Here is a 15,319-nt window from a genome sequence, read left to right on the forward strand (position 1 = left end):
TTAATAATTATTCTGGACCAACGTACCTTGCGCAGCGTCAATCTCACTTTGCGGAATACATAGATACTTCTTGTTGTTGCTCCACGTGTTCGTGCGATATCCGTACTGATCGGGCACAAGTACCGTAGCTGCTTTCCCCGTACGTATCAAATCCCAGTAACGCTTACCTTCACCGACAAATTCCAAATGTCTTTCTTTAATAATGTTATCCATAGTAGGCTCCGCTTCTCCTTTCAATCCGGCACGATTACGCACGCGATTCAAATATTCCTTTGCATTGCCCGTTCCCGCTCCACGAACGATGAGTTCTGCTGCATTCAGTAATGTTTCGGAAAAACGATAGATGCGTAAATTATTATTCCAATTCAACTGCGCACTGGCTTTCTGATCAACGTTATTGCCTGTCAACGCAGCATATTTCTCCAAGAAGAAGCCTGTGTCTTGATAACGTTTATTGTAATTCACACCTAATGCACCGGCATTCCAGCATGTAGCGTCACGGCGAGCGTCATCCTTTGCATACCGTTCATAAGTTTCCACTCGTACCGGACAGAATCCCCATCCCTGATCGTGACCGTGGGTTCCATCAGGCCAACTATGCGGACTAACCAAAGTTGGCAATACAGTACCGCCTGCAGCCAAAGGGTTTCCCCAGTCTCGAATAGCGTCGTTATCTTTGTAGTTGATCTCAAAAATCGACTCTATCCCCCACTCTCCCGACTCTTTAAATATATCTGCATAATTTTCCACTAAATCATATGCTCCGCTATTAATAATCTCCTGCATATATTGCAAGGCTTTGGCAAAACGGGATTCATCATTCTGATACATGACAATCTCGGCATAAAGCATATATACCATCGCTTTTGTCACACGACCATAGTTTTCGGCTTTCTCTTTCATCGGGAGAGCATTCAAAGCAATCACACTTTCCAGATCGGTTACCAATTTCTCATACACCCGTTCTGCCGGATACTGCTCTGCCAAATAAGGGGTGGTGAGATTGGTGTCGAAGTAAGGGATATTCCCCCAGAACTTCCACAGCCAATTGTAATAGAACACACGCAACGCTATTGCCTGCGCTTTGTAGTAAGCATGTCTTTCTTCAGTCACATCCTTTGCCCAACCCAGATAAGTGATAACATCGTTACAGCGCTTTACACCACTATAAGCTTCCGTCCACAAACCCGAAATGACATTACTTGGAATGGCCTCGTAGTTCATCATCAAGTGCCACTTCTGATTGTCCGTTTTATCCTGACCACCAACCCAGAAGTCGTCAGCCATGATGTCGCTCATAATATTGACCGGGTTATATTCACCCATTCCCCAATCTGGCCAATGCAACGGATCATACGCAGCAACTACGGCTTCCTGAATATGTTCGTCTGTAGTAAAATAACTTTCAATAGATTCATCTGTAGGCGAGGATACTTCCAAAAAAGAATCGGCACATCCGGTTACCATAAAAGCAAGCATCAAGCCTCCTGTCATTATATACTTATATGTTTTCATAATTCTTCAGTTTTATTGTGTGATAAATCAAAACGTCAGATTGGCTCCAACTGTCCAAACCTTTCCTTGCGGATATACGCCATAATCGATACCAAGTGATGTCCCGCCCGATGATATCTCCGGATCGAATCCATGATATTTGGTAAACGTGAACAGGTTTTCCGCAGCCACATATATACGCAATGAAGAGATAAATGCCTTCTTTGTCAGAAATGCAGGCAAGGTGTAGCCCAGTTGGATGTTCTTCAACCGCAAATAGCTGCCATCGTATACATAAAGATCGGAAGATTGCCAGTTAATGTTATCGCCCACCATGAAGCGAGGGATGCGCTTGGAAGTCCCTTCGCCCGTCCAACGGTTCAACATCCACGAGGGCAGATTGGTTGAAGATATGTCGGTACGGCGGGTAGCATCAAACACATCATTGCCCACGGTACCCTGCCACATCATACTGAAATCGAAATTATTCCAATTGACGCTCAGATTCAGTCCGAAAGTCCAGTCGGGCATTCCCTTTCCGATATCCGTACGGTCGTCCGCATCAATCAATCCATTTCCATCTACATCTACAAAGCGCACATCACCCGGAACTGCTTTGGGCTGCAGGAGTTTCCCTTCGGCATTGGTATATGCATCTACCTCATTCATATTCTGGAATACACCAGCCGTCTTGTATCCATAGAAATATGGAAAGGGTTTACCATTTTCAGCGCGACTAATAGAGCCTGTTCCATGAAAAGAATCGAGATTCGCCCATCCGGAATCATTTCCGTATTCAATCAACCGATTCTTCAAATAAGTCAAATTACCACCAATTCGGAAATTCCAGTCAGATAAACGGAATTTATAGGCAGCCTCCATCTCAAGACCGCTATTTCTCATTTTACCCACATTGCCTATCGGCTTCGACTCTCCTACATAAGAAGGAATATTCATTGTCATCAACATTCCGTTTGTTGTTTTTCTGTAATAATCGGCAGTAAAAGTCAACGCATTATTAAAGAGACCCAAATCAAGTCCGAAATCAAGCTGTTCCGACTCCTCCCACTTCAAATCAGGATTAGCAAGTCCGCTGGCTTTTACACCGTTAGTCAACTTCTCATTGACTCCGAAAATAGCGTTATTCCCAGTTGAAGTCAACACGGTATATCTAAAGTTGCCGATATTTTCATTCCCGTTTTTACCCCAGGAAAAACGAAGTTTTGCAGAGGCCAGCCAATCGGGTCGCTTTTGCATAAACTTTTCGTTCGTCACATTCCATCCCAAGGAAAAAGAAGGAAAGACAGCGTAATGATTGTTGGGGCCAAAGCGCGAAGAACCATCGCGGCGTACAGTAACCTGAAGCATGTAGCGTTCATCGTAGTTATAGCTGGCACGGGCAAAAAGCGAAGCCAGAGTCGCCACTTCGGAGGGTGCTCCTGCTGAATCGCGATCACCGTTTTCCGCCAATCCGCTACTTGCGCTGATGTAAGGTCGGCTATAATTAATAATATGATTGCGCGATCCCCAAAGATAAGAGCCTGAATTCTTTTTGGCCGATTGCCCCAGAATGACAGAGAAAGAGTGTTTATCGATCGTTTTGTCATACATCAGTACATTCTCCAACTGCCACATCGTTCCATCGTGTTTTTCCGAATAAGCGGTAGACCGCACGGACGAACCTCCGTTTCTCAGATAATAAATAGGAGTATAACCATCACTCCCCCAAAAAGCAAGGTCTGCTCCATAAGAAGTCTTAAACTTCAACTGATCCCACAGTTGCAGTTCTGCCGAGAAGTTTGCCACAAACTTATGGCTCCAGTTCTTAGCTCCGGGCAAAGACAGATTGGCTATCGGGTTGGTCATTTCTCCAAATTCGGATCCCGGGATACTGAACAGTTTTCCGTTACGCGGGTCGTATCCGGGTGTATAGTCAGATGTTCCGGAATATTTATTGAACTGGGCTTCCATCGCCTCTTTCGTTTCGTCATAAACCGTCAGTAGTGGCGATAATGCTAATGCAGACCCTAAAGGCGCCCCCCAAGTAGAATTCGTTTCGATTCCCGTGGCTTTGATGCGGGCATAAGAGAGATTAGAAGTTATCTTGAGATTATTCAGCCAATTTCGGTTTTCAGACTCATCCATAATGGTGTAAACTGTATTACTACGCAATGTAAGACGTTCATAATTAGACCGTCCGAAATTACCCCCCACAATACCATCCTGCGTATAATATCCGGCAGAAAACAAAAAACCAATTTTTTCACCTCCACCGCTCACACTCACTTGATGATTCATGACGGGAGCATTGTCATTGAACACCTCTTTCTGCCAGTCGGTCCCTGCTCCATGAGAGTAAGGGTCATTGTACTTAGAAGCTAAACCTGCATTAATATAACCCTCATTTATCATCAGAGCATACTCCGAAGCATTCAACACATCACGTTTTCTCCATGCATTTTGCCATCCATAAGAGAAGTCATACACTACTTTTGTCCTGCCTGTTTTACCTGTTTTAGTCGTTACCAGAATAACTCCGTTGGCAGCACGAGCTCCATATACAGCACCTGAAGCCGCATCTTTCAAAACTTCGATAGACTGGATATCATTCGGATTCAAATAATCCAGCCCTCCCTCTATGGGCATACCGTCTACGATATAAAGCGGATCGGAATTGTTTATAGTACCGATACCACGCACGCGGATACGCGCTGCTGCTCCGGGTTGGCCTGAGGAAGAGGTGACTGTAACTCCGGAGGCTAACCCTTTCAAGGCATTATCCATGCGCACCGGAGAGGTAGTCGCCAAATCGTCCGCCGAGACTTTAGCGATAGAAGCAGTTATCACACTTTTCTTCTGAACTCCGTATCCTACTACAACAACCTCTTCCAACAATCCAACATCCTGTTTCAAGACAAAAACAAGCCGTTGATCACCAACAACTTTTTTAGACTGGGTTATGAATCCTACATAAGAAACCTCAACCTCAGATCCTTCAGCCACATTCGAGATATAGAAATCTCCATTAAGATCAGTAATAGCTCCATGCGCCGTACCTTTTATTGAGACGCTTGCACCAATAACGGCCTCTCCGGTCTCATCCGACACATTTCCTCTTACCGCTATGATTCGCTGAGCGAAGACTTGCATAGAAAAAACAAACAGCAAGACTGTAAGCAACAGACGTTCAATTCCTCGTATTTGCTTTGAACTGTTTATCATAATAAATAAAAAATTAAAAAGTTAACAATTTAATTCTGTCTATTTACAACTATACAAAGATAGAACAAGAAGAAACACATTATATATGCAAGTAACAAAAGGAAGTAAGTCCATAAAAGTAATAAACTCCTGAAAACAAAAACATTATGATTGAATAGCACTTGTAAAAAGGAAACTTTTTCGATGATAAAAGGAAAGAAACATAGACTTTTCTCTATAATAAGAGACATGCAAGACAAACATAACCTCTCCCACTGTAACAGCTTAGATTTTTTATAGCACAAATTCTTCGTCTGCCGTTCGCGTTCTATTCGTCTTTCGGTTGTGTTTTATTCGTCTCTCATTCGGCAGACGAATAAAACACAACCGAAAGACGAACAACTGTTTAAAACACAATCCATATTTTATAAATACCCGGGGAAAACGATCATCAATACTTCAATTTTTCCTTAAATAAACATCAGCTTTCAATTGTTCCGAATTTCAAGGATCAATATTTCCTGTAATTTCTTATCTCTAAAAAGAAAATACCCGCCCGGCGATTCTTACAATTCGAAGAATCGCTTTTAAAAGTTGCTTTTTTCGCTTGAGCAGCAACAAAAAACAAAGTTTTATATCTGCATTGTACCTAATGAGCGTACAGTATTGGCAAATTCCTCTTTGGGAATAATAGATTTATTGCGCGTTTTCAATCTGTTGTTATAAACTGTTTGCGGAGAGCAATGAAGAAACTCAGCAATCTTCACGCTATCATTAATACCCAAGCGTACCAAAGCATAAATACGCAGCTCAGTATTCAGCAGCTCTCCCTCTTTCAACACAATTTGTTCTTCGGGGTGCAACAAAGCATTAAAATCGCTGACAAAATCGGGGTAAACATGTAGAAAAATGGCATCAAAGTTATGATAAAATTCTTTTAGCTCGTTTTGAGCCATAGAGGGCGTATCCGTCAATATTTTCACTTCTTCTACCCTGTTAGCTTTTATCTTTCGGTTGATATTTTTCCGAAATTCATCCAGCTTGCTGATATAGTTTGAACAAATAGCGAACACATAGCCAATGTACTCCTCCTTCACATAATTCGACTCCTGAAGTTGCCTGTTAGTATCCTTCAGTTGTTCGTTGAGAGATTGGAGTTGGTTGTTGACATCAGCCAAACGGCGATAAGTTTCGGATAATTCTTCTACATGAACATTCAACAGCTGATTACTCTTATTGAGTTGCGAACGCGAAGCGGACAAACGCTTCATCTGCCTGAATATATAGAAAAAAGCGATCAGGAGTACGACAGAAAGTACACTGACCATCACCAGAAAAAAATGTAACCGCTCTTCTTGCTGCCGGTTACGTTCCTGATAAGCACGATGGATTTTATCTTGTATTTCGGAAATTCCTAATACGCGGATGCGGTTACGATACAATTGAGCATTTTGCAAACAATAATTAATATAAGTATAGGCATGATCAATATCGCCCATCTCATACAATGATGCGGAAAGTTCTTCCAATGAAGCAATGTCTTTATTGACAGCACGTATGTCGGCCATTGCCGAATAAATCATATATTTCAGATAGTCATTCCATTGCTGCTGATCACGGAACAACACAGCCAAGACATAAGCATTCATCGCATCTCGCCGAGTTTCTAAAGGAGATTCATCTACCACAGCTTTCAACTGCTCTATGGTTTCCTTTGCCCCATTGGTCTCTCGAAACCGCCATCCTTTATACCATAAAAAATAGGGGTCCTCCGGAGTTATAACCTCATAAATGGAGTCCCGGTAAAGAAGTTCTTTCTGATAGTATCCTTCGCGAAGATTCACATTGTCGTCGCCCGAATATTGTCCAAAGTGGGAATAGAGATACATCATTTGACCGTAATACTCTACTTGCAGTTCAGCCGTAAGCTCTTCTTTGGATATGTTTTTTAATTCTTTTAAAGCCTCAGTCAACATTCCCGTAGCAGAAAGCAAGAACGATTTTTTTATTTTCCATTCGGCCCGCCACTCTTTATTATTTAATTCGTAGGCAATCGCCAAGTTTCGCTCTACATAAGCCAAGGCCGAATCGGAGTTATATACATAGTACTCATCATAAAACATTTTATTGAGCCAATAGCTTTCTTCGCGTGTACGAACATGCTGCCGTTTTTTATACAACTCTCTTATCTTAGCCTCTTTAGTTGCCGTAAAATAGTCTTTTTGCATAATCAAAGAATCCAGCTTCGATAAAAGCCTTTCTATCTCTTCATTATAAGACGGTGATGCAAATAAAGATATAGACAAGGTTCCAAACAAGATAACAAATAAATATCTCATAGTATTACTCTAAAAAACACAAAGACACACTTCTGTTAACAATCCCATCACTCTATCCGCTTTTAGTCTCACTAAAAGGTATTCATATCTCATTCCGGTCTAAACGAGATGAAATTAATCCTTGAGGTAAAAGAATAAAACAAAGATAAAAACAATTCGGGAGAAGTAAGTCATCGACAAAAGCTTTTCAAAAGATTTTCATCTTCATTTCACATCTTCTACCTTTACCGGTAAATCAATGTAGAAAGATACTCTTCCGCAAACATTTCATTCGCCACCTCCAGCAGTTGTTCTGACGTCAGCACCTCAATCCGTTTGAAAACCTCTTCCGGAGATTCAATTTTATTATAATGGAGAAAAGTCTTCGCCATTCCCAAAGCATTATTCTCGTGATTATCCGAAGCCACTCCGATTTGACCGATCAGTTGCTTCTTGGCAGCCGCCAATTGCGAAGGGGTTAATTTCACATCGCGTAGCCGCTTCAGCTCTTTGTGTGTCAGCCTCAGACAAGTAGACAGATCTTCGGGGTCGGTACCGAAATAAATGCAAAAGGCTCCCGTATCGGTATACGAGGTAAGGTTAGACTCTACGGTATAAACCAGTCCGCGCCTTTCACGCAACGACACGTTCAGGCGACTGTTCATGCCGGGTCCGCCCAGAATATTGTTGAGCAGGTAAAGTGCGGTACGTCTATCATCATAAGCATTATAACCCCGACTGCCCATCATCACATGCGCCTGATGGGTATCTTTAGAAAGAACCTGACGCTGCGGCACGTAAAGAGGAGGAGGATTCCGATGATTAGAGATTTGCAGACAAGGAAGTTCCATAAAATGTTTTTCCGCCAACCGGCGTACTTTCTTGAAGTCCATCTGTCCGCTAACAAAAAAGACCATGTTTGCCGGTTGATAAAAACGGCGGGTAAACGCAAGAACATGCTCCGTACGAAAGCTTCTCAACAAATCGGGACGGCCCAGAATATTTCTTCCCAGAGGATGATCGCGAAAAATAAGATCTTCAAAATCATCAAATATCAATTCCGAAGGAGTATCTTCGTACGACTGTATCTCATCGATAATCACCTCGATTTCCTTATCGATTTCCTGCTGCGGAAAGGTGGAATGAAACACAATGTCTCCCAGCAACTCCACCGCCCGTTCCAGATGTTCCGAAAGGAAAGCGGCATACACCACTGTTTCCTCCTTATTAGTGTAAGCGTTCAAATCCCCTCCCACGTTCTCCATGCGGTTCAGAATGTGCCAAGCCTTTCTCTTCTCGGTTCCTTTAAATATAAGATGTTCTACAAAATGAGCCATTCCCTGCTCATCCTCCGCTTCGTCGCGCGTGCCTGCGTCTATCGCAAAACCACAATAAGCCACTTTCGAAACAGTGGGCCTGTGAATGATACGGAGCCCGTTGGGCAATGTATATTGGTTTAATTGCATTGATTCCTATCTTCTTGGTGAATTAATGCTGCAAAAATACAACAAAACTTATTGCTGTTTATAGAAAATTGCAGATATTTGTAGGCTATAACAACAACAGTGTATATGAGAAATATTGGAATATTCTGTTCCGCCTCTGAAAATATTGACAAAATGTTCTTCGACAGTGCTCGCAGAATCGGGCAATGGATGGGACAAAATAACAAAACGCTGGTATACGGAGGCGCTAACCTTGGGCTGATGGAGTGCGTGGCCGCTGCCGTGAAAAAAAACGGAGGCAAAGTAATCGGTGTAGTTCCCTCCAGACTGGAAGAGAAGGGAAGGGTAAGCACACTGTTGGATGAAGTAATACACACGCATAATCTGAGCGACAGGAAAGACGTGCTTACGGAGAAGTCGGATGTGCTGGTAGCGCTTCCCGGCGGAGTCGGTACGCTCGATGAAATCCTCCACGTAATGGCTGCCGCTTCATTGGGCTATCATTCCAAAAAGGTGATCTTTTACAACGAGCACGGGTTCTATACCCCGCTGCTTGAAGCTCTCCGAACCATAGAAACCAAAGGATTTGCACGCAAGCCCTTTTCTTCTTACTATGAAATAGCCAACTCTTTCGAAGAACTGATTGAAAAAATAAATTGAACCAATGATAGAATCGATTAAACAACTCTTGCAACAAGAAGCACAAGCCGTGCTCAATATTCCTGTGACCGACGCTTATGAAAAAGCTGTGGCGCTGATTGTAGAACAGATACACCGAAAGAAAGGAAAGCTGGTAACTTCCGGCATGGGAAAAGCGGGGCAGATCGCCATGAACATTGCGACCACTTTCTGCTCTACCGGCATACCGTCAGTCTTTTTGCACCCGAGCGAAGCGCAACACGGAGACCTCGGCATTTTGCAAGAAAACGACCTGTTACTGTTGATCTCCAATTCCGGCAAGACACGTGAAATTGTAGAACTTACCCAATTGGCGCACAACCTGAATCCGAATTTAAAGTTCATCGTCATCACCGGAAATCCGGATAGCCCCTTGGCACACGAGTCGGATGTATGCCTCAGCACAGGGCACCCTGCAGAAGTCTGCGTTCTGGGAATGACTCCCACTACATCGACCACTGCCATGACCGTAATCGGAGATATATTGGTGGTGCAAACGATGAAACAGACCGGATTCACGATCGGCGAATACTCCAAGCGTCATCACGGAGGATACTTGGGAGAAAAATCAAGATCGCTATGCGAAAAGTAGTAGGAATCGGAGAAACTATTCTCGATATCGTCTTTCGGGGAGGGCAGCCTTCGGTAGCCGTTCCCGGCGGATCGGTGTTCAACGGCATCGTGTCTCTAGGACGAATGGGAGTGAATGTCAATTTCATCAGCGAGACGGGAAACGACCGCGTAGGAAACACTATTCTGCAATTCATGCGCGAGAATCATGTGCCTACCGAACACGTAAACGTGTTCCCCGACGGGAAATCGCCCGTATCGCTTGCTTTTCTCAACGAGCAAAACGATGCGGAATATATATTCTACAAGGATTATCCCAAACAGCGTCTGGATGTGATTTATCCTGTCTTACAGGAAGACGACATCGTGATGGTAGGCTCATACTATGCTCTCAATCCTGTTCTCCGCGACAAGATACTGGAACTACTCGATCAGGCGCGCGAGAAGAAAGCTATCATTTATTACGATCCGAATTTCCGGTCTTCGCATAAAGACGAGGCTATGAAGCTGGCGCCCACCATTATCGAAAACCTTGAATACGCCGATATCGTACGCGGTTCGGCGGAAGACTTCTTCTACATGTACGGCATGCGCGATGCAGACCGGATATACAAAGACAAAATCAAGTTTTATTGCCCCCGGTTCATCTGCACCGCAGGCAGCGACAGCATATCACTCCGCAGCAATACCGTGAGCAAAGAGTATCCGGTAAAACCGTTGGAAGCCGTCAGCACCATCGGAGCAGGCGATAATTTCAATGCGGGACTGATATACGGACTGCTGAAATATGATGTCCGATACCGCGATCTGGATAATCTGAGTGAAGCGATCTGGGACAAAGTGATTCAGTGCGCGAAAGATTTTGCCGCCGAAGTTTGTCGCAGTTACTACAATTCGGTGTCCTTGGATTTTGCCCGCAGCTACTCCGGATGATTGAAAAGAAAAGAATATATCTATTAACTTTGGCTAATTATCAGTCCGAAATTACCGGTTTTGCCGGTAATTTCTATCTTTGCGCAAAGAGATGAACCAAACAAAGAAACTTTTATGCGCAAGAACCTTCTAAGCCGGCTTACCGCTCTACTGCTTCTGACTTCATGTACAGACAATCGCCCCAATATAACCGTGGTTTGCGAAGAAAACAGTGTAGGCAACTGCATCATTAAATGGGAGGTGAAACCTGCATTGAAAGGATTAGTCAAAGTCTATGCCTCCACCACTCCCGATTTCATCGCTGAACGTATTCCTGTAGCCATAGCCCCCATCTCGGGCGAGAAAATCACAATCATTCCCGACGATCCCACCCAACGCTACTATTACCTGATGGTGTTCGACAACAAATACCGGATTAAGACAGCCACCCGCAACATCAACATTCCCGGTGTTCAAAACTTTCGTGACTTGGGAGGATACCCATCGTTCGAAACGGGCAAGGCTGTGCGTTGGGGCATGATATACCGGTCGGCCCAAATAGAAGACATCACGCCTTATGCCATACAAGAGCTCAAGAATATGGGAATACGGACAGTGATCGACCTGCGTTCCGACGAAGAGCGTCCCGCCACTACCTCGCTGCAAAAAGAAGGATTCAACATGGTGCACATCCCTCTTCCTACCGGGAATATAGATTATCTTCTGCAGGGAGTCCGCGAAGGGAAGATAGAAGCGGATACCATCTATCGGTCGATAGAACAGATAAACCGAGGGTTGGTAACCAACTACCGGAAAGAATTCAGGAGATTGTTCACGATTTTACTCGACCGCAACTCCTACCCTGCCGTGGTTCACTGCACATCGGGCAAGGGACGTACGGGAGTGTTTTCCGCCCTACTTCTTGCTTCTTTGGGAGTAGACGATGACATTATCATGAAAGACTACCGGCTAAGCAACGACTTCTTCAACATCCCCAACGTTTCCAAGTACGCTTATCAGCTGCCGCCCCATTCACAGGAAGCCATCACCACCATCTACTCGGCAAAAGAGGATTTTCTGAACGCGGCCAAAGAGCAGATAGAAAGCGAATACGGAAATGTGAAAAACTATCTGGAAAAGGGTATCGGGCTTTCGAAAGAAGAAATCAAGCGTTTACGAAGCATTTTATTAACCGAAGACTGAAAACGCGAATGAAGCAAACCGATAGGCAACGCCCGCTCGTTGGATATTGACCGCTCGAAGTTCAAGGCTTGCACATGGAGCAAGACAACATGGAGCAAGACAAAGTGTACGTGGGGGGCATACCCGAGCGGCTGTTGAAGATCAGGGCTGCGCATGGAGCAAGTGAAGAGGCAAAATACGTATGAGGCATACTTACACTGCTTTCAGCCATACATTCCCACCTCTCCGTCATTTTTTTCACTCTCCGCATTCAAATCTCTGCCCTGTACCCTCTGATTTTCAAATAATTTATCTATCTTTGCGCCCGAAATAAAAGATATACAGAGATTTAATGAAGACATTTGAAGAGCTTGGTGTTTCTCCGGAGATACGCAAAGCAATTGAAGAAATGGGATATGAGAATCCCATGCCGGTACAAGAGGAAGTGATTCCGTACCTTTTAGGAGAAAATAATGATGTAGTAGCTCTTGCACAGACAGGAACCGGCAAAACAGCCGCCTTTGGTCTGCCTCTATTGCAGCAGGTAGATATAGAGAAGCGGGTTCCCCAATCTCTGATCCTTTGCCCCACCCGCGAGCTTTGCCTCCAGATAGCGGGCGACCTGAACGATTACTCCAAATACATCGACGGACTGAAAGTGCTGCCCGTGTACGGCGGCTCTTCCATCGACAGCCAGATACGCAGCCTCAAAAGAGGTGTGCACATTATTGTTGCCACACCGGGACGACTGCTCGACCTGATGGAGCGGAAAACGGTTTCCCTCTCCACCGTCTGCAACGTGGTGATGGACGAAGCGGACGAGATGCTGAACATGGGCTTTACCGACAGCATCAACGCCATTCTCGCCGATGTGCCCGAAGAACGGAACACGTTGCTGTTTTCAGCCACCATGAGTCCGGAAATCGCACGCATCTCGAAGAAGTACCTGCGCGACGCGAAGGAAATTACCATCGGACGGAAGAACGAAAGCACGAGCAACGTGAAACACGTGGTGTACACCGTGCAGGCGAAAGACAAGTACGAAGCACTGAAGCGTATCGTCGACTATTACCCGCAGATATACGGCATCATCTTCTGCCGCACCCGCAAAGAGACGCAGGAGATTGCAGACAAGCTGATGCAGGAGGGGTATAATGCCGACTCGCTGCACGGAGAGCTCTCTCAGGCGCAGCGCGACACGGTGATGCAGAAGTTCCGCATCCGCAACCTGCAACTGCTGGTTGCCACCGACGTAGCGGCGCGCGGCCTCGACGTAGACGACCTGACGCACGTAATCAACTACGGGTTGCCCGACGACACGGAAAGCTATACGCACCGCAGCGGACGTACGGGACGTGCGGGAAAGACGGGAACCTCCATCGCCATCATCAACCTGCGCGAAAAAGGCAAGATGCGCCAGATAGAACGCATCATCGGCAAGAAGTTCATTGCCGGAGAAATGCCGACAGCCGCCGGAATCTGCCAGAAGCAGTTGATTAAAGTGATAGACGACCTTGAGAAGGTGAAAGTGAACGAGGAAGAGATCGCCGACTTCATGCCAGAGATTTACCGCAAACTGGAATGGCTGAGCAAAGAGGACTTGATCAAGCGGATGGTGTCGCACGAATTCAACCGCTTCTCCGAGTATTACCGCGGACGTGCGGAGATAGAACAGCCTTCCGACAGCCGTGGCGACCGGAAAGATGGGGGACGCGAAAAAAGAAGCCGTAAAGCGGAAGCGGGGTTCACCCGTCTGTTCATCAATCTGGGGAAAACTGATCATTTCTTCCCGAACGAACTGATCAGTCTGCTCAACAACAACACGCGCGGACGCATCGAATTGGGACGCATCGACCTGATGCAGAACTACTCGTTCTTCGAGGTAGACGAACGAGAGACGAACAACGTTCTGAAAGCACTGAACCGGGCAAAATGGGGAGGACGAAAAGTAGTAGTCGAAGTAGCGGGCGAAGAGAATGAGAAAAGCCGCGAAAAAGGCAGAAGCAAGAGCACGCCCAAAGCAGAATCGCCGAAAAGAACGAAGAAAGAACCGAAGAAGGAAGGAAAGAAAGAAAAACCCAGCCGCGAAGAACGGGGATATACCAGCGCGCGCGGACCTAAGAAGAAAGACGACTGGAAACAGTTCTTCAAAGGCGAAGATCCCGACTTCAGCGAAGAGGGATGGGCACGCCGGAAAAAGAAGTAAAACCAATATCATACAGCGATGGATTACCAGCAAATACTTTCTGAAATCTACCGGGAGATACAGCCTTACGCCAAAGACGGGAAAGTAGCGGACTACATACCGGCATTGGCGCAGGTAAATCCCGACCGGTTCGGAATATGTATCACCACCACAGAGGGAGAGACATTTACGTTGGGACAGGCAGACACACGTTTTTCCATACAGAGCATCACGAAAGTGTTCGCCCTTTCCATGTGCCTCAGCATCCTGGGAAGCGACCTATGGAAAAGAATCGGCAAGGAGCCTTCGGGAACAGCGTTCAACTCGCTCATTCAGCTGGAAGTGGAGAAGGGGCATCCGCGCAATCCGTTTATCAATGCCGGAGCCATCGTACTGGCAGATATCCTGTTGTCTCACCTGCCGTCGCCGGAAGAAGACTATATCAGTTTCGTCCGCTCCATCAGCGGCAGCCGCACGGTGGACTACAACCGGGAAACGGCTGTATCCGAACGCGAAAAGAGCTACATCAACGCGGCGATAGCCAATCTGTTGAAATATTACGGCAATCTGGAGAACGATATCGAAAGCGTTCTCCGCTTCTATTTCCTCCAATGCTCCGTAGAGATGAGCTGCACGGAGCTTTCGAGGGCATTCCTGCCCTTTGCCGACCACCGGTCGCCGTTCAGCTTCAATGGTGTCGATCTGACCTCCTCGCAGGTGAAGCGCATCAACGCCATCATGCAGACATGCGGTTTCTATGACGAAGCGGGAGAATTCTCCTACTTAGTAGGATTGCCCGGAAAGAGCGGAGTCGGAGGGGGCATTGCCGCCATCCATCCGAGACTCTACTCGGTAACGGTATGGAGCCCCAGACTGAACGCCAAAGGCAACTCCATCATGGGCATGAAAGCGTTGGAGCTGCTGACTACACGCACGCAGGAATCTATCTTCTGAATACACTCCGGACTTCTGAATACACTCTGGTCGAACAATTGACATGTGCAATGACGGACCTCTGTGCGGCAGGTGCTTTTTGCCGCTGAAGTGCCTATATACAGGGCACTGCAATATACATATATGGCTACCGCGGTGTACATATATGGCTACCGTGGTGTGCATATATGGCTACCGCGGTGAGTATATATGGCTACCACGGTGAGTATATATGGCTACCGCGGTGAGTATATATGATTATTGCGGCAGGTATATATCGCAGTCCCGACGGGCATGCACGAGCATCACGACGGGGTATGTATGCGCATGCTCGTCGAACGTATCTTACCGTCAGGCAGACAGTCTGTACATAGATCGTCAGAGAAGGATGCCGGAAGAAG

At 45.8% G+C, this 15,319-nt stretch carries 10 protein-coding genes; 6 read left to right on the forward strand and 4 right to left on the reverse strand.

From position 1 onward, the window contains the following. From GGR07_RS01915 to GGR07_RS01930, 4 genes are all read right to left on the reverse strand, one after another. Positions 1 to 1,515, reverse strand: a complete 1,515-nt coding sequence (locus GGR07_RS01915; RefSeq protein ID WP_021646706.1) for a RagB/SusD family nutrient uptake outer membrane protein — start codon at positions 1,513 to 1,515, stop codon at positions 1 to 3. A gap of 27 nt (positions 1,516 to 1,542) precedes the next feature. Next, entirely contained in the window at positions 1,543 to 4,716 is a 3,174-nt protein-coding gene (locus GGR07_RS01920) for a SusC/RagA family TonB-linked outer membrane protein (protein ID WP_021646705.1), read from the reverse strand. A gap of 611 nt (positions 4,717 to 5,327) precedes the next feature. After that, on the reverse strand, positions 5,328 to 7,034 hold the full coding sequence (locus GGR07_RS01925; RefSeq protein ID WP_021646702.1) for a DUF6377 domain-containing protein: 1,707 nt from the start codon (positions 7,032 to 7,034) through the stop codon (positions 5,328 to 5,330). A 224-nt stretch (positions 7,035 to 7,258) separates the two neighbouring features. After that, complete coding sequence (locus GGR07_RS01930; protein ID WP_021646701.1) at positions 7,259 to 8,479, reverse strand: M16 family metallopeptidase; 1,221 nt, start codon at positions 8,477 to 8,479, stop codon at positions 7,259 to 7,261. A 105-nt stretch (positions 8,480 to 8,584) separates the two neighbouring features. Here GGR07_RS01930 and GGR07_RS01935 point away from each other — a divergent pair, with 105 nt between their 5' ends. From GGR07_RS01935 to GGR07_RS01960, 6 genes are all read left to right on the forward strand, one after another. Beyond that, complete coding sequence (locus tag GGR07_RS01935) at positions 8,585 to 9,118, forward strand: LOG family protein (protein WP_021646699.1); 534 nt, start codon at positions 8,585 to 8,587, stop codon at positions 9,116 to 9,118. 4 nt (positions 9,119 to 9,122) lie between these two features. Then, positions 9,123 to 9,728: an SIS domain-containing protein gene (locus GGR07_RS01940; protein WP_021646698.1), complete on the forward strand. Its 606-nt coding sequence runs from the start codon at positions 9,123 to 9,125 to the stop codon at positions 9,726 to 9,728. Continuing rightward, positions 9,716 to 10,639, forward strand: a complete 924-nt coding sequence (locus GGR07_RS01945) for a carbohydrate kinase family protein (protein ID WP_021646697.1) — start codon at positions 9,716 to 9,718, stop codon at positions 10,637 to 10,639. Before GGR07_RS01940 ends, GGR07_RS01945 begins: the two co-directional genes overlap by 13 nt. Before the next feature lie 114 nt (positions 10,640 to 10,753). Beyond that, the gene (locus GGR07_RS01950; RefSeq protein WP_034542225.1) at positions 10,754 to 11,821 is read left to right on the forward strand and encodes a tyrosine-protein phosphatase; all 1,068 of its coding nucleotides are present in this window, start codon (positions 10,754 to 10,756) and stop codon (positions 11,819 to 11,821) included. A gap of 331 nt (positions 11,822 to 12,152) precedes the next feature. Further along, positions 12,153 to 14,006 (forward strand): DEAD/DEAH box helicase, encoded by a 1,854-nt coding sequence (locus GGR07_RS01955; protein ID WP_034542224.1) that lies wholly within the window; start codon positions 12,153 to 12,155, stop codon positions 14,004 to 14,006. An 18-nt stretch (positions 14,007 to 14,024) separates the two neighbouring features. Continuing rightward, positions 14,025 to 14,939: a glutaminase gene (locus tag GGR07_RS01960; RefSeq protein ID WP_034542223.1), complete on the forward strand. Its 915-nt coding sequence runs from the start codon at positions 14,025 to 14,027 to the stop codon at positions 14,937 to 14,939. The last annotated feature ends 380 nt before the right edge of the window (positions 14,940 to 15,319 follow it).

This window comes from Bacteroides pyogenes (assembly GCF_014196225.1).
GTDB classification, from domain to species: domain Bacteria; phylum Bacteroidota; class Bacteroidia; order Bacteroidales; family Bacteroidaceae; genus Bacteroides; species Bacteroides pyogenes_A.